Origin of the sequence: Agromyces laixinhei (assembly GCF_006337065.1) — a bacterium.
Taxonomy (GTDB): domain Bacteria; phylum Actinomycetota; class Actinomycetes; order Actinomycetales; family Microbacteriaceae; genus Agromyces; species Agromyces laixinhei.
On sequence record NZ_CP040872.1, the window covers coordinates 2,413,647 to 2,432,854 of the forward strand.

The 19,208-nt window shown below is 67.9% G+C and carries 19 protein-coding genes; 3 read left to right on the forward strand and 16 right to left on the reverse strand.

All coding sequences use genetic code 11. The features are described 5' to 3' along the window. The first annotated feature begins 54 nt into the window (after positions 1–54). Positions 55–261: a hypothetical protein gene (locus FHG54_RS11420; protein ID WP_139417374.1), complete on the forward strand. Its 207-nt coding sequence runs from the start codon at positions 55–57 to the stop codon at positions 259–261. A 136-nt stretch (positions 262–397) separates the two neighbouring features. Here FHG54_RS11420 and tyrS read toward each other — a convergent pair whose 3' ends face one another. Next, positions 398–1,699: a tyrosine--tRNA ligase gene (tyrS, locus tag FHG54_RS11425; RefSeq protein ID WP_232331425.1), complete on the reverse strand. Its 1,302-nt coding sequence runs from the start codon at positions 1,697–1,699 to the stop codon at positions 398–400. A gap of 109 nt (positions 1,700–1,808) precedes the next feature. Between tyrS and FHG54_RS11430 the strand changes: the two genes are divergently transcribed. Continuing rightward, entirely contained in the window at positions 1,809–2,414 is a 606-nt protein-coding gene (locus FHG54_RS11430) for a DNA-binding protein (protein ID WP_139417376.1), read from the forward strand. Further along, on the forward strand, positions 2,411–3,013 hold the full coding sequence (locus tag FHG54_RS16820) for a hypothetical protein (protein WP_232331426.1): 603 nt from the start codon (positions 2,411–2,413) through the stop codon (positions 3,011–3,013). Before FHG54_RS11430 ends, FHG54_RS16820 begins: the two co-directional genes overlap by 4 nt. A 13-nt stretch (positions 3,014–3,026) precedes the next feature. Here FHG54_RS16820 and FHG54_RS11440 read toward each other — a convergent pair whose 3' ends face one another. The 15 genes from FHG54_RS11440 to rplT all read right to left on the reverse strand — a co-directional run bounded on the left by FHG54_RS11440 (position 3,027) and on the right by rplT (position 19,196). Then, complete coding sequence (locus FHG54_RS11440; RefSeq protein WP_232331427.1) at positions 3,027–3,593, reverse strand: DNA-3-methyladenine glycosylase; 567 nt, start codon at positions 3,591–3,593, stop codon at positions 3,027–3,029. 47 nt (positions 3,594–3,640) lie between these two features. After that, positions 3,641–5,116, reverse strand: a complete 1,476-nt coding sequence (gene argH / locus FHG54_RS11445; RefSeq protein WP_139417378.1) for an argininosuccinate lyase — start codon at positions 5,114–5,116, stop codon at positions 3,641–3,643. Then, positions 5,116–6,045 (reverse strand): ornithine carbamoyltransferase, encoded by a 930-nt coding sequence (gene argF / locus FHG54_RS11450; protein ID WP_139417379.1) that lies wholly within the window; start codon positions 6,043–6,045, stop codon positions 5,116–5,118. Before argF ends, argH begins: the two co-directional genes overlap by 1 nt. Continuing rightward, positions 6,042–7,262, reverse strand: coding sequence for an acetylornithine transaminase (locus FHG54_RS11455; RefSeq protein WP_139417380.1), 1,221 nt, complete (start codon positions 7,260–7,262; stop codon positions 6,042–6,044). Before FHG54_RS11455 ends, argF begins: the two co-directional genes overlap by 4 nt. Next, positions 7,259–8,176, reverse strand: coding sequence for an acetylglutamate kinase (argB, locus tag FHG54_RS11460; RefSeq protein ID WP_139417381.1), 918 nt, complete (start codon positions 8,174–8,176; stop codon positions 7,259–7,261). The genes FHG54_RS11455 and argB overlap by 4 nt, the downstream gene beginning before the upstream one ends. Before the next feature lie 2 nt (positions 8,177–8,178). Then, positions 8,179–9,336: a bifunctional glutamate N-acetyltransferase/amino-acid acetyltransferase ArgJ gene (argJ, locus tag FHG54_RS11465; RefSeq protein ID WP_139417382.1), complete on the reverse strand. Its 1,158-nt coding sequence runs from the start codon at positions 9,334–9,336 to the stop codon at positions 8,179–8,181. Beyond that, positions 9,333–10,376: an N-acetyl-gamma-glutamyl-phosphate reductase gene (gene argC, locus FHG54_RS11470; RefSeq protein WP_139417383.1), complete on the reverse strand. Its 1,044-nt coding sequence runs from the start codon at positions 10,374–10,376 to the stop codon at positions 9,333–9,335. The genes argJ and argC overlap by 4 nt, the downstream gene beginning before the upstream one ends. Positions 10,377–10,796: 420 nt before the next feature. Next, on the reverse strand, positions 10,797–13,322 hold the full coding sequence (gene pheT / locus FHG54_RS11475; protein ID WP_139417384.1) for a phenylalanine--tRNA ligase subunit beta: 2,526 nt from the start codon (positions 13,320–13,322) through the stop codon (positions 10,797–10,799). Positions 13,323–13,391: 69 nt separating this feature from the next. Further along, a complete protein-coding gene (pheS, locus tag FHG54_RS11480) occupies positions 13,392–14,432 on the reverse strand; it encodes a phenylalanine--tRNA ligase subunit alpha (protein ID WP_139417385.1) in 1,041 nt (346 codons plus the stop codon). Positions 14,433–14,484: 52 nt separating this feature from the next. Beyond that, on the reverse strand, positions 14,485–15,354 hold the full coding sequence (locus FHG54_RS11485; RefSeq protein WP_332310013.1) for an amino acid ABC transporter permease: 870 nt from the start codon (positions 15,352–15,354) through the stop codon (positions 14,485–14,487). Between the two features lie 53 nt (positions 15,355–15,407). Beyond that, positions 15,408–16,055: an amino acid ABC transporter permease gene (locus FHG54_RS11490; RefSeq protein WP_139417387.1), complete on the reverse strand. Its 648-nt coding sequence runs from the start codon at positions 16,053–16,055 to the stop codon at positions 15,408–15,410. A gap of 70 nt (positions 16,056–16,125) precedes the next feature. After that, positions 16,126–16,992, reverse strand: coding sequence for a glutamate ABC transporter substrate-binding protein (locus FHG54_RS11495; protein WP_139417388.1), 867 nt, complete (start codon positions 16,990–16,992; stop codon positions 16,126–16,128). A 68-nt stretch (positions 16,993–17,060) separates the two neighbouring features. Continuing rightward, complete coding sequence (locus FHG54_RS11500) at positions 17,061–17,849, reverse strand: amino acid ABC transporter ATP-binding protein (protein WP_139417389.1); 789 nt, start codon at positions 17,847–17,849, stop codon at positions 17,061–17,063. 56 nt (positions 17,850–17,905) lie between these two features. Next, positions 17,906–18,718, reverse strand: coding sequence for a TrmH family RNA methyltransferase (locus tag FHG54_RS11505; protein WP_139417390.1), 813 nt, complete (start codon positions 18,716–18,718; stop codon positions 17,906–17,908). Positions 18,719–18,809: 91 nt separating this feature from the next. Beyond that, a complete protein-coding gene (gene rplT, locus FHG54_RS11510; protein WP_139417391.1) occupies positions 18,810–19,196 on the reverse strand; it encodes a 50S ribosomal protein L20 in 387 nt (128 codons plus the stop codon). Between the last annotated feature and the right edge of the window lie 12 nt (positions 19,197–19,208).

The window sequence follows — 19,208 nt, forward strand, 5'->3', positions numbered from 1 at the left end:
ATTGGCATTGAACATAGTGCACGCTGTTGAGTTCTCAAGAAACGGACGCACCCGGTGCCCGACCCTGATCGGATCGAACTGCCGGAGCCTTCGTTCTCATTCGGTCATCCTGAAGAGGACGGATCCGAACGCTTCAAACACGAGAAGGCGATACCTTCGCGGTTTGGGATAGTCGTGCCGCTTGAGGAGGATGAGCTGGGCGCTATCAACACTGGGCTGATCCGCTCTGCCGCTCTTCCGCTCCTGTGGGGCAACGAGTGATTACATTACGGGCATTCCGGGAGACGCGCAAATCCCACCTGCATCCCGGGCGTGTCGTGCAGCGAGGCCCGCGAACGCGCGGAACTGCGGTGGCTCGCCGACGTGAGCGACCCGGGGCCGAACGTGCCTCGAGCGACTACTCGACGAAGACGCCCGCAAGCGTCTTCTTGCCGCGCCGGAGCACGGCCATGCCGCCCGCCGCGACGCGGCCTTCGAGCGTGGCCGTGTCATCGTCGATGCGCACGTTGTCGAGCGATACTCCCCCCTGGTTGATGGCACGCCGGGCCTCGCTCTGGCTCGAGACGAGTCCGGTGTCGACGAGGAGCTGGACGATCGAGGCATCCGTCGTCGCCGTGGTGTTCGGGAGTTCGCGCAGTGCAGCCATGAGTGTCGCGGGGTCGAGCGCGGCGAGATCGCCCTGGCCGAACAGCGCGCGTGATGCGGCGGTCACCGCCTCTGTGGCATCAGCTCCGTGCACCAGGGTCGTGACCTCGGTCGCGAGCACCCGTTGCGCTTCACGCTTGAACGGCTCGGTCGCCACGAGTTCTTCGAGTTGCTCGATGCGCTCGCGGCTGAGGAACGTGAAGATCTTGAGTCGTGAGATCACGTCGGCGTCGTCGGTGTTGAGCCAGAACTGGTAGAACGCGTACGGACTGCACATCGCGTCATCGAGCCAGATCGCATTGCCTTCGCTCTTGCCGAACTTCGTGCCGTCGGCGTTCGTCACCAGCGGCGTGCCGATCGCGTGCACGCTCGCACCCTCGATGCGGTGAATCAGATCGGTGCCGCTCGTGAGGTTTCCCCACTGGTCACTGCCGCCCGTCTGCAGCACGCAACCGTACTGGCGATGGAGCTCGAGGTAGTCGAAGCCCTGCAGGATCTGGTAGCTGAACTCGGTGTAGCTGATGCCGGCGTCGGAGTTGAGACGCGACGCCACCGCATCCTTCTTCAGCATCGTGCCGACCCGGTAGTGCTTGCCGATCTCACGCAGGAAGTCGATGGCGGAGAGACCGCCGGTCCAGTCGAGGTTGTTGACGAGCCGAACGGCGTTCTCACCCTCGCCGGAGAGGAACCTCGAGACCTGCCCCTGCAGGTACCCGACCCACTCGACGACGGTCTCCTTGGTGTTGAGCGTGCGCTCGGCGGTGGGCCGGGGATCGCCGATGAGGCCGGTCGAGCCGCCGACGAGGCCGAGCGGCCTGTGTCCGGCGAGTTGGATGCGACGCATCGTGAGCAGCTGAACGAGGTTTCCGAGATGCAGGCTCGGTGCGGTGGGATCGAAGCCGCAGTAGTACGTGATCGGCTCGCCCGCGAGGAGCTCTTTCAGCGCAGCCTGGTCGGTCGACACGTGCACGAGGCCGCGCCAGACGAGTTCCTCCCAGACATCATCGAATGAGGCATCGTTCTGTTGGGTAGCGAGGATCACGGGATCTGACACCACGTCAGGGTATCAGCGAGCGGATTAGGTCTCATCTCTAACTCGATGATGATTAATGATGTATGCTTATTTCCGTTGCGGTAAAGCTTGAAGGGTGAATGGGGGCGGAATGTTCGTCGTGACCGCAGATCAGGTCTCCAGCCGCACTCAGGCCGACCTCGCCGGCGCAGAACGCGATCGGATCCAGCGCGAGCACGGTGAGACGCTTCTGCTGCCGGTCGCCCGAAACGCGGGTGATGAGGTCCAGCTCCTCACCAGCGATGCGCTCACGGTCGTCGAGGTCGTCTTCGAGCTCACGCGTGATGGCGCTTGGAGCATCGGCATCGGCTGCGGCACGGTGCGTGCTCCGCTTCCCGCCGACATCCGGGAGGCGAGCGGCGAGGCGTTCTTCGCCGCACGCGACGCCGTCGAGCGGGCGAAGAAGAGCGCGCCCCGGCTCGCGATCGAGGCGGCGCACGACGACGCAGTGCACGTCGAGGCGCTGTTCAGGCTCGCGCTCCTCCTCCGCGAGCGCCGATCCGATCAGGGGTGGGAGGTCTACGACCGCATCATCGCGGGCGCGATGCAGTCGGAGATCGCCGATGAACTCGGAGTGAGCGCTCCCGCGATCAGTTCGCGCATGAAATCGGGCAACATCCGTGCAGAGCTCGACGCCGTGCCCGCGCTCGCTAGGCTGCTCGAGAACCTCGACAGCTCGACGGGAGCACGCGAATGAACCTCTTCGTCTTCGCCGATGCGATCACCTGGTCGGCCCTGGTGATCTCATTGGTCGCCACGGCCGCGCTCTCAGTGCTCGCCTACGTTCGCCCACGCCATGCGTACATCTGGTTCGCCGCGGGCACCCTCGCCATCGCACTCCTCGCCGCGGCCTCGGCGACCGGCCCCGCACAGTTCGGCCTCGCCCCCCTCATCACCGTGCTGGGTCTGACTGCCGCGGTGTTCGGCGGCAGCACTGCCGCCAGCACCGCGCTCGACCTCGCGATGCGCGGCAGCGTCGCGCCGGGCCTCCACGGCGGCATCATCGTCGCCGAGAGGCGATCGGCCGACGAAGAGCAGCGCGGGGTGATCGGCAGTGCGCGCCGCGAAGTGCTGCGAGGCGGGCTCACGATCGGCGTGCTCGAGCGCATTGCCTCCGCGGGCGCCATCATCGCCGGCTTTCCCGAGGCGCTCGCGATCGTCGTCGCGGTCAAGGGCGTCGGTCGATTCACCGAACTCGAAGCTCCCGAAGCACGTGAACGCTTCATCATCGGCACCTTCGCGAGCCTCATCTGGGCATGCGCGGCCGCGCTCGTCGTGCACCTCGCGGTGCGGTGAAGGCGCGCCGGCCTCACTCTGCCGCGAGCTTGTGCCGCCGGTACGGCGAGACGCCCTCGTCACCCGGGAGCCAGAACCGCCACGGATACTGCGATCCACCGCCCTCGCCGCCGACGCCCGTGCGCGGGCCGCTCGCCGAGTGCAGCGGCGTCGCCGGCACCTGCAGCGTGAACGGGAGCGCCAGCAGGTCGCTGCCCCGGGCGCCCAGAGGCACTCCGAGTGCTTTCGAGAGCCGACCCGGCCCGCGAGCGAGATCTCGGTCGCTCACCCCCGGGCGCCGGCGCCGTGCCACCTCGATGCCGTCGACGACGGTCGCCCCGCGCATGAGCATGCCCGACGAGCTGCCGGCCGCACGCGCGACGATGTTCAGGCAGACGTGCATGCCGTAACTGAAATACGCGTACAGGTGCGCGGGGTCGCCGAACATCACCTCATTGCGCGGGGTTCGCCCACGGAACGCATGCGAACCGGGGTCCTCGCCGACGCCCCGATACGCCTCGAGCTCCGACAGTCGGATCGCCACTCGCCCGTCGGGAGCGTCGTAGCTCAGCACCGAACCGAGGAGGAGCGGCGCGAGCACGACGGGATCCTGCAGGAAGAACTCCCGGTTGGGGGTGATGAGTGAGTTCAGCTCCGCGCCTCCGGGCTGCGTGCGTCCGGCAGGCCGGCGACGAGGTGGCGCACACGGTCGGCGAGTCGGGAGAACTGCTCGGCGACCCGCCCCGGGGCGGTGCCGCCGATGCCGTCGCGACTCGCGACCGATCCCTCGACCGTGAGCACCTCTCGCACCTCGGGCGTGAGGTGCGGCGAGATCGCCGCGAGGGCGGCATCGTCGACGTCGTCGAGTTCGAGCCCGTGCTCCTCCGCGTGGCGCACGAGCGCACCGGTGATCTCATGGGCGTCGCGGAACGGCACCCGCTGCTTCACGAGCCACTCCGCGACATCCGTCGCCAGTGAGAAACCGGCCGGCGCGAGCTGCGTCATGCGCTCGGTATGGAAGGTGAGCGTCGCGACCATGCCCGTGAAGGCCGGCAACAAGACCTCGAGCGTCTCGACGGAGTCGAAGACGGGCTCCTTGTCCTCCTGCAGATCGCGGTTGTACGCGAGCGGCAGCGCCTTGAGCGTCGCGAGGAGCCCCGTGAGGTTGCCGATGAGGCGACCCGATTTGCCGCGCGCGAGTTCGGCGATGTCGGGGTTCTTCTTCTGCGGCATGATCGACGATCCGGTCGAGTAGCCGTCGTGGAGCGTGACGAAGTCGAACTCACGCGTGTTCCAGAGGATGATCTCCTCAGCAATGCGCGACAGGTCGATGCCGATCATCGCGGTGACGAAGGCGAACTCGGCGACGACGTCGCGGCTCGAGGTGCCGTCGATCGAGTTCTCGGCCGGGCCGCCGAGGCCGAGGTCGCGAGCGACGGATGCCGCGTCCAGCCCGAGCGTCGAACCGGCGAGGGCTCCCCCGCCATACGGCGAGACATCCGCTCGCTTCGTCCAGTCGACGAGCCGTTCGAGATCGCGCGAGAGCGCCCACGCGTGCGCGAGGAGATGATGGGCGAGCAGCACCGGCTGCGCGTGCTGCAGGTGCGTGCGCCCGGGCATGATCGCCGTGCGGTGCGCGTCGGCCTGCGCGGCGAGCGCATCGATGAGGTGCACGAGGTCGCGTCCGATGATCGCCGCGTGATCTTTCAGATAGAGGCGAACGAGGGTCGCGATCTGGTCGTTGCGGCTGCGACCCGCACGGAGCTTGCCGCCGAGTTCGGCGCCGACGATGGCGATCAGCGCCGCCTCCAGCGCACCGTGCACGTCTTCGTCGGTCTCACCGGCGACGATCTCACCCGAAACGACGCGCGCCTCGAGGGTGTCGAGCCCCGCGAGCATGGCGTCGAGTTCGTCGGCTTCGAGGTATCCGGCTGCGGCGAGTGCCCGCGCGTGCGCCCGGGACCCCGCGAGGTCGTAGCCGGCGAGCTGCCAGTCGAAATGCGTCGACTTCGAGAGCCGCGCCAGCTCAGGGGCCGGGCCCGACGCGAAACGCGCACCCCAGAGCGATCCCTCGTTGGTGCCGTGGGCTTCGGCCGCCCCTCCGGCTTCGGTCACGTCGCTCATCAGGCGCCCTTCCTCTCGAGCAGCCAGACGAGCAGTGCCTTCTGTGCGTGCAGGCGATTCTCCGCCTCGTCCCAGATGATGGACCGAGGGCCGTCGATCACGTCGGCGCTGACCTCGTAGCCGCGGTCAGCGGGAAGACAGTGCATGAACACCGCATCGGATTCCGCGAGCGACATGAGTTCTGCATCGACCTGGTAACTGCCGAAGGTGGCGACGCGATGCGCCTTCTCCTCCTCTTTGCCCATCGACACCCAGGTGTCGGTGACGACGACGTCGGCACCTGAGACGGACTCGCGCGCGTCGGTCACGACGGCGACGGAGCCACCGGTCGTCGCCGCGATGCGCTCGGCATCTGCGACGACGGATGACTCGGGGGCGAACTCCGCGGGGGCGGCGATGCGCACATGCATGCCCGCGGTCGCTCCCGCGAGCAGGTAGGACTGCGCCATGTTGCTGCGCCCGTCGCCGAGGAATGTCACCGTGAGGCCGGCGAGACGCCCCTTGTGCTCGCGGATGGTGAGCAGGTCGGCAAGGAGCTGGCAGGGGTGGAAGTCATCGGAGAGCGCGTTGACGACGGGCACGGTCGTGCCGGCCGCCATCTGCTCGAGTCCCGCCTGCGCGTAGGTGCGCCAGACGATCGCCGATACCATGCGCTCGAGCACGCGGGCGGTGTCGGAGGGGGTCTCCTTGCCGCCGAGCTGGCTGTTCGCGGTCGAGATGATGAGCGGCGATCCCCCGAGATCGGCGATGCCGACGGCAAACGAGACGCGAGTACGCGTCGAGGACTTGTCGAAGATCACCGCGACCGTCTGGGGGCCTGCGAGGGGGGTACGCGACCACCGATCTGCCTTCAGCTGCTCGGCGAGATCGAGGATCTCGCTCTGCTCGGCTTGGCTGAGGTCGTCGTCTCTGAGGAAGTGGCGGGTCATGCGGTGCGTCCGTTCGTGGAGAGGTCGGTCGGGTACGGGTGGGCATCGGCGAGGGCGCGTGCGAAGCGAGACTCGAACTCGTCGATCTCGGCGTCGCCGATGATGAGCGGGGGCGCGATGCGGATGGTGGTGTCGTTCGCGGCGTTCACGATCAGGCCGTGGCGCATGGCGTGAACGACGACATCGCCGGCGACGGGCGCCGAGAGGGCGACGCCGACGAGGAGCCCGCGACCGCGCGTGCCCGCGACGAGCGGCGAACCGATCGCCTCGATGCGCCGGCGCAACTGCGGGCCGCGCACGGCGGCGTTCGCGACGAGACCGGCGCGTTCGATCTCGCCGAGCACGGCGTTCGAGACCGCGGTCGCGAGCGGGTTGCCCCCGAAGGTCGAACCGTGCTGGCCCTTCTGGTACAGCTCTGAGGCGTGGCCGAAGGTGATGAGGCCGCCGATCGGGATGCCGCCGCCGATACCCTTCGCGACCGTGATCGCATCGGGGGTGATGCCGGCGTGCTGAAAGCCGAACCACTCCCCGGTGCGCCCGGCGCCGGTCTGGATCTCGTCGACGATGAGCAGCGCGCCATGTCGGAGCGTCAGCTCTCGCGCTGCCTCGAGAAAGCCTTCCGGCAGTTCGCGGACACCCGCCTCGCCCTGAATGGGCTCGATGAAGACGGCGGCGACCGCGTCGTCGATGGATGCCTCGAGCGCCTCGATCGTCGCCGGGATGTGCTCCACTCCCCCGGCCAACGGCTCGAACGGCGTACGCATGTGGGGCTTGCCCGTCAAGGCGAGCGAACCCATCGTGCGCCCGTGGAAGGCGTCGACGAGCGCGATCACCCGCGTGCGGGCTCCGCCCGAGTTGTTGAGCCGGGCGAGTTTGAACGCCGCCTCGTTGGCCTCGGCGCCGGAGTTGCCGAACCAGGCGCGGCCCTCTGCGCCTGCGCCCGCGAGCCGGACGAGCCGCTCAGCGAGTTCGAGCGCCGGCTCGGTCGTGAAGTAGTTGGACACATGAGCGAGCTTCGAGGCCTGCGTCGTGACCGCTTCGACGAACACCGGGTGGGCGTAGCCGAGCGAGTTGACCGCGATGCCGGCGAGGAAGTCGAGGTAGGTCGTGCCCGCGGCATCCGTCACCCAGACGCCCGAACCGTGCTCGAGCTTCGCGAGCGGCATGCCGATCGAACGCATGATGCGCTGGTCGAAGCGCTGCTGCCAGTCGATCATGCCGCGACCACCTCTGTGCCGATGCCCGATTGCGTGAAGACCTCGAGCAGGATCGAGTGCGGCACTCTTCCGTCGATGATCGCGGCCTTCGAGACGCCGCCCTCGACGGCTTCGAGGCACGCGGCCATCTTCGGGATCATGCCCGATTCGAGGTTCGGCAGCAGATCGATGAGCGAGGGCACATCGATCACCGAGACGAGCGAGTCGCGGTTCGGCCAGTCGCGGTAGAGCCCGGCCACGTCGGTGAGGATGACGAGTTTCGCCGCGCCCAGTGCGACGGCCAAGGCGGCCGCCGCCGAATCGGCGTTCACATTGAGCGATTGCCCCGTCACGTCACCGTCGGGGGCGATCGAGGAGACCACCGGAATACGGCCGGCGTCGAGTTCGGCGAGCACCGCGGCGGGGTCGACCGCGACGACGTCGCCGACGAGACCGAGGTCGACCTCTTCACCGTCGACGACGGCGCCGCGCCGCCGGCCGGTGAACAGCCCGGCGTCTTCGCCCGAGAGGCCGGATGCCAGCGGTCCGTGCTCGTTGATGAGCGAGACGAGTTCACGGTTCACCTGGCCCGAAAGCACCATGCGCACGACGTCCATCGTCTCTGGGGTCGTCACCCGGTAGCCGCCGCGGAACTCACTCGGAATGCCGAGCCGCTCGAGCATCGTCGAGATCTGCGGGCCACCGCCGTGCACGACGACGGGTTTGATGCCCGCGTAGCGGAAGTAGACCATGTCTTCAGCGAATGCGCGCTGCAACTCGGGGCTCACCATGGCGTTGCCGCCGAACTTCACGACGATGGTCTCGCCGTGGAATCGCTTCAACCAGGGCAGCGAGTCGATGAGCACCTGCGCCTTCGCGGCGGCATCGTTCGTGTCGTCGGATCCTGTTTCGTCGGGTTCTGTGTCGTCGCTCATGCTCAACTCGCGTAGGCGCTGTTCTCGTGCACGTAGTCGTGCGTGAGATCGTTCGTGAAGATGGTGGCGGATGCCTCGCCGGCATGCAGCTCGATGAGCACGTGCGTCGCTCGCGGCGTGAGGTCGACGTCGTCGCGCGGCGCGTCGGGCCGCCCGGCATGACACACCCGAACCCCGTTCATCGAGACGTCGACGAGATACGGATCGAAGGGCGCGCTCGTGGTGCCGATCGCGGCGAGCACCCGGCCCCAGTTGGGGTCGTTGCCGAAGATCGCTGCTTTGAAGAGGTTGTTGCGGGCGACCGAGCGACCGACCTCGACCGCGTCGTCTTCGGTCACGGCGCCGACGACCTCGATCGCGATGTCGTGGCTCGCGCCCTCGGCGTCGGCCTGCAGTTGCATGGCGAGACTCCGGCAGGCCTCGGTGAGCGCCGCGGCGAACTCGGTGGGTTCGGGCGCCACGCCCGACGCGCCCGACGCGAGCAACGTCACCTGGTCGTTCGTCGACATGCAACCGTCGGAATCGAGCCGGTCGAAGGTCACGCGGGTCGCGGCGCGAAGCGCGGAGTCGAGGTCAGCAGCCGACAGTGCGGCGTCCGTCGTCACGACCACCAGCATCGTCGCGAGACCGGGTGCCAGCATTCCGGCACCCTTCGCCATACCGCCGATCGACCAGCCGTCGCCCACGACGACGACCTGCTTCGGCGTGGTGTCGGTCGTCATGATGGCGCGAGCCGCATCGTCGCCGCCACCGTCTTCGCTCGACAGGCGAGCGATCGCCGACACGACCCCCTCTTCGAGCACCTCGCCGTCGAGTTGATCGCCGATGAGCCCCGTCGAGCAGACGAGCACATCACCGGCGGCGACGCCGAGTCCCGACGCCGCTGCCTCGGCTGTGCGGTGCGTCACCTGGAACCCCTCGGGCCCGGTGAAGCAGTTGGCCCCGCCGGAGTTCAGCACGATCGCCGAGACGATGCCGTCGGCCGCGACCTGCCTCGACCAGATGATCGGGTTCGCCTGAGCGCGATTCGAGGTGAAGACCGCCGCCGCCTGCTGTGCGGGCCCTCGATTCACGACGAGTGCGAGATCGAGCGCTCCCGTTCGCTTGATGCCGGCCGCGATTCCCGCCGCCTCGAATCCCTGTGGGTGGGTGATGGTCACGGGGCGACTCCGTTCACGGGGAGTCCGGTCGACTCGGTGAGCCCGAGCGCGATGTTCGCGGACTGGATGGCGGCACCCGCGGTGCCCTTCACGAGATTGTCGACGGCGGCGACGACGACGACGCGGCCCGCCTTCTCGTCGATCTGCAGGCCGAGGAGTGCGGTGTTCGCGCCGAGCACGTCGGCCGTGCGCGGAAACTGCCCCGCGGGCAGCAGCTGCACGAAACGCTCGCCCGCGTAGGCGTCTTCCCACGCGGTGCGCACCGCAGCGGCATCCGTACCCGGCACGATGCGCGCCGTCGAGGTCGCGAGGATACCGCGCGACATCGGGACGATGACCGGGGTGAAGGAGATGGTCGGGTTCCCGCCGCCCGCCCAGCGCAGCGCCTGCTGGATCTCGGGGATGTGGCGGTGCACGCCGCCGACCGAGTACGGGTTCGCCGAGCCGAGGAGCTCTGACCCGAGCAGGTGCGCCTTCAGGCTCTTGCCCGCGCCAGAGGGGCCGACCGCGAGCACCGCGACGACGTCGGCTGCCTCGATCACGCCGGCACGAATGCCGGGAGCGAGCGACAGCGCGACCGTCGAGGCGTTGCAGCCCGGTGCCGCGATGCGCTTCGTCTTCGCGAGCCGGTCACGCTGCGTGCCCGACAGCCGGGGCAGCTCGGGAACGCCATAGGTCCATGCGCCGTGGAACTCGCCGCCGTAGAACGCCGCCCAGTCGGTCTCGCTCTCGAGGCGGTGGTCGGCACCGCAGTCGATCACGAGGGTCTCGGGGGGCAATTGCTCGGCAATCGCACCGGATGCCCCGTGCGGCAGTGCGAGGAACACGATGTCGTGACCGGCGAGGTTCTCGGCCGTCGTGTCTTTCAACGTGAGGTGCGTGTAGCTGCGCAGGTGCGGCTGCACCGCGATGAGCGGCTGGCCGGCGTTGGAGTGCGCGGTCACGGTGCGCACGTCGAAGTCGGGATGATCGGCGAGGAGGCGAAGGATCTCGCCCCCTGCGTAGCCGGACGCGCCGGAAACGGCGACGGTGAACGTCATGGTTCCACCTTAAAGGTCGAAGCGGGCGAGGGATGGTTCACGGCGACACTCACGACCTGAAAGGTCGAGGGGCGCGAGGGATGGTTCACGGCGACACTCACTGGCGGCGTCATTGCCGCGTGCGGGGTCGCCTAGAGTCGGCGCTCGCCACGACGTCGGTTGCGCACCACGGCACGCGTGACGCGTACGGAGCCTGCGAACCGAGCGGCGGACATACGGCGACCTTATCGGGCGCGGGTCGAGCCGCGCAAACACGTGACTGTGGGGAACGGCCGCCATGTTCACCGCAAACACGAGGGGATCGGCAGTTCCGAGGGCGGTTCGGGGTTTGAGTATCCTCGGAATCGCAGATCTCCTCGGAATCGCGCAGCTTCAGGAAGACCGCGGCGGCACCCGCCAACGGTCGGTGGGCCACGGCCGTCACTCGCGGATGGTGGCCCCCAAGCGCTCACGCGCGAGCGCCGCGCCCGCGAGCTTCGCCTCGCTCGCCTCGCCGGCCGTCAGCGTGCGATCGTCGGCACGGAACCGGAGGGCGAACGTCAGGCTCTTCGAACCATCCGGAACTCCGGGTCCGCGATAGTCGTCGACGATCGAGACGTGTTCGAGCAGAGCTCCCGCACCCTCGCGCACCGCCGCCGCAACCATGGCGGCGGCGACCTCGTTGGGAACGATGAGCGAGAGGTCCTGCGTCGCCGCCGGCAACGTGCCGATGGCGTGCGCTTCGAGGCTCGGTTCGGTGAGCGCGATGACGGCGTCGAGGTCGAGTTCGACGATCGCGACGACCCGCGGCAGGTCGGACTCGGCGGCGAGTGCCGGCAGCAACTCCCCGGCGAAACCGACGACGGTGTCGCCGATTCTCAGCTCGGCGGTGCGGCCGGGGTGCATCGCCTGGTGGGCGCCCTGCGCGATGTCGATGTGGGCGCCCGTCGCGAGCTCGATCTGGCGCACGACGTCGAGCGCATCGGCGATGCCGGCCGGCACTGCGGCCTGGCCCGGCTGCTTCGGCACCACCTCGCCGACGATGAGCGCGCCGAGGTGGCGCGGTTGCGGCGGGATACCCGCGTCGAGGGCGGCAAGCACCTCGTCGCTCGGCCTCTCATTGCCGACGGGCACCTCGAGTGACCCGTAGGTGCGACCCGGCTCGGGCAGGAACACCGTGCCGATCTCGAAGAGATCGAGGTCGGTGAGTCCGCGCGAGAGGTTGCGTCGCGCAGCGCCGATCAGGCCGGGCACGAGCGAGCGACGGAGGAACGGAGCGGTCTGGTCGAGGGCGTTCGCGATGCGCACGGATGCCACGGGCGAGCCGTCGGCGCTGCCGAACACGGCATTGTCGGCTGCGGAGGCGAACGGGAACGAGAGCACTTCGGTCGACCCCGCAGCCGCGAGCGTGTCGGCCGTGCGCCGGCGCAGCCGCTGCGAGCGGGTGAGGCCGCGCCCGGGCGGCGCGACGGGAAGCACCGAGGGAATGCGGTCGTAGCCGATCAGGCGGGCGACCTCCTCGGCGAGTTCTTCGCGACCGGTCAGGTCTGGACGCCACGCTGGCGGCACGACCGAGAAGCCGCTGTCGAAGGCGGTGATGGCGCCGCCGATCTCGGCGAGTGCGTCGTGCACCTCATCGGCGGTGTACTCGATGCCGATGATCGACGAGACGAAGCCGTCAGGCAGGAGAATCGCCTCACGCGCCGGTGCCGTCGAGATCAGGGAGCCGCCCGCGTCGGCGGTGCCGCCTGCGAGGTCGACCATGAGCTGGGCGACACGGGAGACGGCCGCGCCCGCGATCTCGGGGTCGACGCCGCGCTCGTAGCGTTTGGCCGCCTCGCTCGGCAGCTTGTGCCGGCGAGCAGTGCGCGCGATCGACACCGGGTCCCAGTTGGCCGCTTCGATGAGCACGTTGCGCGTCTCACCGCCCATCTCGGTCTCGGCGCCGCCCATGACGCCGCCGAGGCCGATCGGCCCGCGGTCGTCGGTGACGACGAGGTCTTCGACGTGAAGCGTGCGCTTCTTGCCGTCGAGCGTGGTGAACTTCTCCCCCACAGTCGCTCGCCGCACGACGATGCCGCCGCGGAGCCGGTCGAGGTCGTAGCCGTGGATCGGCTGGCCGAGCTCGAGCATGACGTAGTTCGTGATGTCGACGAGCACCGAGATCGAGCGGATGCCGGCGAGCTTCAGCCGCGCGATCATCCACGCCGGGGTCGATCGCCTCGGGTCGACTCCGCGCACGATACGCGTGGCGAAGACCGATGAGCCGAGCTTGCCGCGGATGGGTGCGGCGTCGTCGATCACGACGGAGAACGCGTCGTCCGATCCATCCGCCGGCGTCGCCTGCTCGACCGGGTCGCGGAAGCGGGCCCCCGTCGCATGGGCGTACTCACGAGCGACACCACGGATCGAGAACGCGTAGCCGCGGTCGGGGGTGACGTTGATCTCGATCGCGGCGTCGTCGAGGCCGAGGAGCTTGATCGCGTCGGTGCCGACTGGCGCATCGATGCCGAGTGTCGAGAGCCGCAGGATTCCGTCGTGCTCGTCGCCGAGCCCGAGTTCACGCGCCGAGGCGATCATGCCGTCGGAGACGTGACCGTAGGTCTTGCGCGCCGCGATCGGGAACGGCCCGGGCAGCACTGCGCCGGGCAGCGTCACGACGACCTTGTCGCCGACGAAGAAGTTGCGGGCACCGCAGACGATGCCATGCACGGCGTCACCGCCGTCGGCCGCCATCTCGCCCTCTGGGGCGACGCGCACCTGGCACCAGCGGATGGTCTTGCCGTTGGACTGCGGTTCTTCGACGAATTCGAGCACCTCGCCCACGACGATCGGTGCCTCGAGCTCGAAGGTGTGCACGTCCTCCTCTTCGAGGCCGACCCTGACGAGGGCGGCATGCACGTCTTCAGGCGTCGTGCCGGGCACGAGCTCGACGTACTCGGCGAGCCAACTCAGTGGAACTCGCATGTTCTAGACCACCATTCCGGATGACAGGGAGGGATTCGAGCCGCAGTGGGCTGCGCACGTGGCCATGTTCTAGACCACCATTCCGAACTGCTGGGAGAAGCGGATGTCTCCCTCGACCATTTCGCGCATGTCGTGCACGTCGTTGCGGAGCATGAGCCCGCGTTCGATGCCCATTCCGAAGGCGAACCCGGTGTAGACCTCGGGGTCGATGCCTGCGGCCTTCAGCACATTGGGGTGCATCATGCCGCAGCCGCCCCACTCGATCCAGCGTGCGCCGCCCTTGAAGGTCGGGTGCCAGAAGTCGAGCTCGGCAGAAGGCTCGGTGAACGGGAAGTAGCTCGGGCGCAGGCGGATCTTCGCCTCGTCGCCGAAGATCGCCTTCACGAAGTGGTCGAGAGTGCCCTTCAGGTGCGCCATCGTGAGACCCTTGTCGACCGCGACGCCCTCGAACTGCATGAACACCGGCAAGTGCGTGGCGTCGAACTCGTCGGTGCGATACACACGGCCCGGCGCGAGCACGTAGAGCGGCAGCTCACGCTCGAGCATCGAGCGAATCTGCACGGGGCTCGTGTGCGTGCGCAGCACGAGATGCGCCTCGGGCGGGTCGACGAAGAAGGTGTCCTGCATGGCGCGGGCAGGGTGATCGGCGTCGAAGTTCAGCGCGTCGAAGTTGAACCACTCGTTCTCGACCTCGGGGCCTTCGGCCACCTCCCAGCCCATGCCGGTGAACACGTCGCAGACCCGATCTTGCAGGAGCGTGAGCGGATGCCGCGCGCCCGGCCGGTACCCCGAGGCGAGCGCCGTGACATCCACCGTCTCAGCCTCGAGTTGCGCGGCCGCCTCGGCCTCGCCGATCTCGGCCTCACGAGCGGCGAATGCTTGGTTCACCCGGCCGCGGGCCCCGCCGACCAGCTTGCCGAGGGCGGCCTTCTGCTCGTTCGGAACGTTGCGAAGCTCGGCGTTCAGCAGCGCCAGCGCCGACTTCTCGCCGGTGTGCTCGGTGCGAACGGTCTTCAGCACGGCGGAGTCGTCGGCCGACGCGATGGCCGCGAGGGCTGCGTCGACCGCGGACACGACCGCGGATTCGGTGATTTCGAGGGGCTCGGACACGAGAACCGAGTCTACCGGCGGCAGCCGGTTGCTCGTGTCCGATTCCGGTCGGCTACGTTCTCGGTTCGTGGCTCTCGGACTGTCGTGCGGATGCGCTCGCTTCGGCGACGAGCACCGCCTGGTTCGGGTCCTCCGGGTCGAGTCGCTTGCCCGACGAACTCGACGAGGTGCGCTTCGACAGCCACCGCGCGAACCACGACAACGACAGGTTCATGGCGAGGTAGAGCACGAGGGTGACGACGAAGAACGAGAAGAGGTACCGGTTGCCGTAGAAGTTCACGAGGTTGTTCATGTTCACGCGAAGCAACTCGGTGTACCCCACGATGTAGCCGAGGGAGGTGTCCTTCAGCAGCACGACCAACTGGGCGACGATGATCGGCAGCATCTGGCGGAACGCCTGCGGGAACTCCACGAGCATCTTCGATTGCAACGGCCGCATGCCGAGGCTGAGGCCTGCCTCGCGTTGCCCTCTCGGCAGTGCCGCGAGCCCGGCCCGCAACGCCTCGCCGATGAGCGCCCCGTTGTACAGTGTGAGCGCTGCGACGACCGCCCAGAAGGCTCCGGTGTTCAACACCAGCAGGATGAACAGCATCATGAGCAGCACCGGCATGCCGCGCACGAACTCGAGCACGACGGCCGTGGGAATGCGAATCCACGCAATGGCGGAGCTGCGCAGGAGCGACAGGATGATGCCGAGGATGATCGCGAAGACCGAGGCGATGAGCGCCGCTCGGAGCGTGCCGAACACACCCTCGAAGACGATGAAGGACCACAACTCGGGGTCGGCGAAGATGTCCCAGCGACTCGGATCGAAGAAGCCGGGAAGTGTGATGCCGCCGCTCTCGCGCGGTGCGGCGAGCGTGAGCGCCATCCAGGCGAGCCCACCGACGATCAGCACACCGGCGACGATCGACGAGATCAACGACGCCCGACGAGCCTTGGGACCCGGCGCATCGAAGAGAACACTCGAGCCGCTCATCGCTGCACCACCCACTTCCGCTCGAGTTGTGCTGCGATCACTCCGAGCGGAATGGTGATCACGAGGTACAGGGTCGCGGCGCCCAGGAGGATCGCGATGACGGCGTCACCGTTCGCATTCGCGAGCCGACTGGTTGCGCCGAAGAGTTCGAAGACGAAGAAACCGCCGGCGACGGACGTGTTCTTGGTCAGAGCGATGAACACATTGATGAGCGGCGGGATGGTCATGCGGAACGCCTGCGGCAACACGATGAGGCTCACGGTCTGGCCGAAGCCGAGCCCGACGCTGCGGGCTGCCTCGGCCTGACCGACCGGCACCCCGTTGATGCCGGAACGAAGCGCCTCGGCGACGAACGGCGACGTGTACACCGACAGGCCGACCATCGCCGAGGCAGCGTACGCCAGGTCGGGGCCGAGGTACGGCAGCACGATCGCGCAGAAGAAGAGCACGAGGGTCAGTGGCGTGTTGCGCACGAGTTCCGTGTAGACCGTGGCGAATGCGCGCAGCGACGGAACAGGTGAGATTCGCATGGCGGCGACGATCGTGCCGAGCACGAGTGCCGAGATGCCGCTCACGACGAGCAGCAACAGCGTCATCCTGAAGCCCTCGAAGTACGTCGGCAGGTTGTCGATGACGGCGTCCACGCGCCTCCCTTCTGCAAGTCGGTGTCGGGTTCACGGCCCGGGCGGTTGAACCGCCCGGGCCGGGTACCGATCAGTAGCGGTCGGGAGCGGGCGGATCGACGAACGGCAGCACCGTACCGGCGGTCGCGTCCCAGGCCTCTTCATAACGGCCGTCTTCATACGACTCCTCGAGCACATCGTTGATCCAGTTACGGAACTCGGTGTCTTCGAGAGCCAGGCCGATACCGTAGGGCTCTTCGGTGAACGGTTCTCCGACGACCTTGAACTCGCCCTCATTCTGGGTGACGAGGCCGGCGAGGATCACGTTGTCGGTCGACACGGCGACGACCTCACCGCGGCGCAGCGGCTCCAGGCAGTTCGAGTAGGTGTCGGTCGCCACGAGTTCAGCGCCGAGTTCCTGCAGGTTCGCAGCAGACGTGGATCCGGTCACCGAGCACACGGGCTGGCCGACCAAGTCTTCCTCCGACTTGATGTCGTCGTTGTCGGCGAGCACCAGAATCGACTGGCCGGCCATGTAGTACGGCCCGGCGAACGAGACGACTTCCTTGCGCTTGTCGTTGATCGTGTACGTCGCGACGACGATGTCGACCTGGCCGTTCTCGATGAAGGGCTCGCGGTTGGCCGAGACGGTCTCGGTCCATTCGATCTTGTCTTCTGAGATGCCGAGCTCTGACGCGATGATCTTGGCGATCTCGACGTCGAAGCCCTCGGGCACACCCGACGGACCCATGAGCCCGAACAGGGGCTGGTCGAACTTCGTGCCCACGGTGATCGTGCCCGCATCGGCGAGCTCAGCCATCGTCGTTCCGGCCTCGAAGGTGGGGGCGGGTTCGGCCGAAGGCTCTTCTGTGCCGCCGGTGTCACCGCCGGCACAGCCGGCGAGCGCGAGTGCCGACGCCGCTGCAGCTGCGACGAGTGCGATTCTCATGCGTTTCATGTCTCTGCCTCTTCTCTGTGGTTGGTTCCCTCGCGGCCCCGGGCTCGGTGGCACGGTGCAGCGGAGGTCTAGTGCTCGAGGATCTTCGAGAGGAAGTCCTTCGCGCGGTCGGTCTCGGGGTGATCGAAGAACACGGCGGGAGTCGCTTCTTCGACGATCTTGCCGTCGGCCATGAAGAGCACACGGTCGGCGGCCTTGCGGGCGAAGCCCATCTCGTGCGTCACGACGATCATCGTCATGCCGTCTTTGGCCAGACCGATCATGACGTCGAGCACCTCGTTGATCATCTCGGGGTCGAGCGCACTCGTCGGCTCATCGAGCAGGATGAGCTTCGGGTTCATCGCGAGCGAGCGCGCGATCGCGACGCGCTGCTGCTGGCCGCCCGAGAGCTGCGCGGGCATCTTCTTCGCCTGGTTGGCGACGCCGACGCGCTCGAGGAGTTCCATCGCCTTGGCATCGGCGTCTTTGCGCGACATCTTCTTGACGCGGATCGGTGCGAGCGTCACGTTCTCGAGCACGGTCTTGTGGGCGAAGAGGTTGAACGACTGGAAGACCATGCCGACGTCAGCGCGAAGCTTGGCGAGCGCCGCGCCCTCTGCGGGCAGCTCTTGACCGTCGATCGCGATCGAGCCCGAGTCGATCGTCTCGAGCCGGTTGATCGCCCGGCAGAGGGTCGACTTGCCCGAGCCGCTGGGGCCGATGACGACGACCACCTCGCCGCGGTTCACGACCGTGTTGATGTCGTTGAGCACATGCAGCTCACCGAAGTGCTTCTCGACGTGATCGATGACCACGAGCGGCTCACCGCGACGCACCGAGATGTTCGACGTCGGCGGGGCAGGCTGCGTTGGCTCCATATTCCCAACGCTAGGGCCAGCGAGGCCCGAGCGACAACACGCGACGCGGAGGTTATCTAACCGTGATGCGAGCTGCGCTGGGCGAAGGCGCTTTCATACAGGCAGACGGATGCCGCGGTCGCGAGATTCATCGACTCGGCGTGCCCGTAGATCGGCACCCTGACCACCCGATGGGCGAGCGCGAGCTGCTCTTCGGGCAGGCCCCGCGCCTCGTTGCCGAACACCCAGGCCGTCGGCCCCGCGAGCACGCCGTCATTGCGGGCGACGAGCAGGTCGTCGCCTTTCACATCGGCGGCGAGCACGGTGAGGCCCGCTGCACGCACCCGCACGAGCACGTCTTCGAGCTCGGCCCCCATGGCGACCGGCAAGTGGAAGATCGAGCCCGTCGACGAGCGCACGACCTTCGGGTTGTAGAGATCGACCGTACGGCCGGTGAAGATGACAGCGTCGGCGCCGGCGGCATCGGCGGCCCGCACGATGGTGCCGGCGTTGCCGGGATCGCGCACCTCTTCGAGGATGGCGACGAGCTTCGGCTTCGACGCGAAGACGTCTTTGACCGCCGTCGGGAACTGGCGGCAGATGGCGACGAATCCCTGCGGCGTGACGGTGTCGGCCATCGAGTCGAGCACCTCTTCGGTCACGTACTCGATGTCGACGTCGGCCGACGCCGCGGCTTCGGCGATCTCGCCGTGGCGTTCGAGCGCGCTCGGCGTCGCGAACAGTTCGACCACGAGCTCCGGGCGGAAGGTGAGCGCCTCGGCGACCGCCTGCGGACCCTCGAGCAGGAACAGCCCGCTCTCGACGCGGGCCGCCTTGCGGGCGAGCTTCGCCACAGCGCGAACGCGCGGCGAACGGGGATTCTCGAGCATGCTTCGATTCTATTGCCGGGATGCCGAACGGCCCGGCACGCCCCGCGTGTTCACGCAGTGGGTGCCGGGCCGTTCGAGCAAGAATTCGCGCTTATGCAGCGTTCTTCGGTGCCGAGGTGTCGGCGGGGAGTGCCTTCTTGGCCGACTCGACGATCGCGGCGAACGTCGCGGGTTCGTTGACCGCGAGGTCGGCGAGGATGCGACGGTCGACCTCGATGCCGGCGAGGCCGAGGCCCTGGATCAGACGGTTGTACGTGAGGCCGTTCGCACGCGACGCGGCGTTGATGCGCTGGATCCAGAGACGACGGAAGTCGCCCTTCTTCTGGCGGCGGTCGCGGTACGCGTAGACGAGGGAGTGGGTGACCTGCTCCTTCGCCTTGCGGTAGAGACGCGAACGCTGACCGCGGTAACCCTCGGCGCGCTCGAGGATGACCCGGCGCTTCTTGTGGGCGTTGACCGCCCGCTTCACTCTTGCCATGACTCTGTTTCT

What these genes read in the sequence shown, in the direction of transcription:
- FHG54_RS11495 (WP_139417388.1), bottom strand. Translation starts at nt 16,992, where the DNA reads ATGAAACGCATGAGAATCGCACTCGTCGCAGCTGCAGCGGCGTCGGCA.
- FHG54_RS11455 (WP_139417380.1), bottom strand. Translation starts at nt 7,262, where the DNA reads ATGATCGACTGGCAGCAGCGCTTCGACCAGCGCATCATGCGTTCGATC.
- pheT (WP_139417384.1), bottom strand. Translation starts at nt 13,322, where the DNA reads ATGCGAGTTCCACTGAGTTGGCTCGCCGAGTACGTCGAGCTCGTGCCC.
- argH (WP_139417378.1), bottom strand. Translation starts at nt 5,116, where the DNA reads ATGAGCGACGTGACCGAAGCCGGAGGGGCGGCCGAAGCCCACGGCACC.
- argC (WP_139417383.1), bottom strand. Translation starts at nt 10,376, where the DNA reads ATGACGTTCACCGTCGCCGTTTCCGGCGCGTCCGGCTACGCAGGGGGC.
- argB (WP_139417381.1), bottom strand. Translation starts at nt 8,176, where the DNA reads ATGAGCGACGACACAGAACCCGACGAAACAGGATCCGACGACACGAAC.
- FHG54_RS11505 (WP_139417390.1), bottom strand. Translation starts at nt 18,718, where the DNA reads ATGCTCGAGAATCCCCGTTCGCCGCGCGTTCGCGCTGTGGCGAAGCTC.
- argF (WP_139417379.1), bottom strand. Translation starts at nt 6,045, where the DNA reads ATGACCCGCCACTTCCTCAGAGACGACGACCTCAGCCAAGCCGAGCAG.
- FHG54_RS16820 (WP_232331426.1), top strand. Translation starts at nt 2,411, where the DNA reads ATGAACCTCTTCGTCTTCGCCGATGCGATCACCTGGTCGGCCCTGGTG.
- FHG54_RS11430 (WP_139417376.1), top strand. Translation starts at nt 1,809, where the DNA reads ATGTTCGTCGTGACCGCAGATCAGGTCTCCAGCCGCACTCAGGCCGAC.
- FHG54_RS11500 (WP_139417389.1), bottom strand. Translation starts at nt 17,849, where the DNA reads ATGGAGCCAACGCAGCCTGCCCCGCCGACGTCGAACATCTCGGTGCGT.
- rplT (WP_139417391.1), bottom strand. Translation starts at nt 19,196, where the DNA reads ATGGCAAGAGTGAAGCGGGCGGTCAACGCCCACAAGAAGCGCCGGGTC.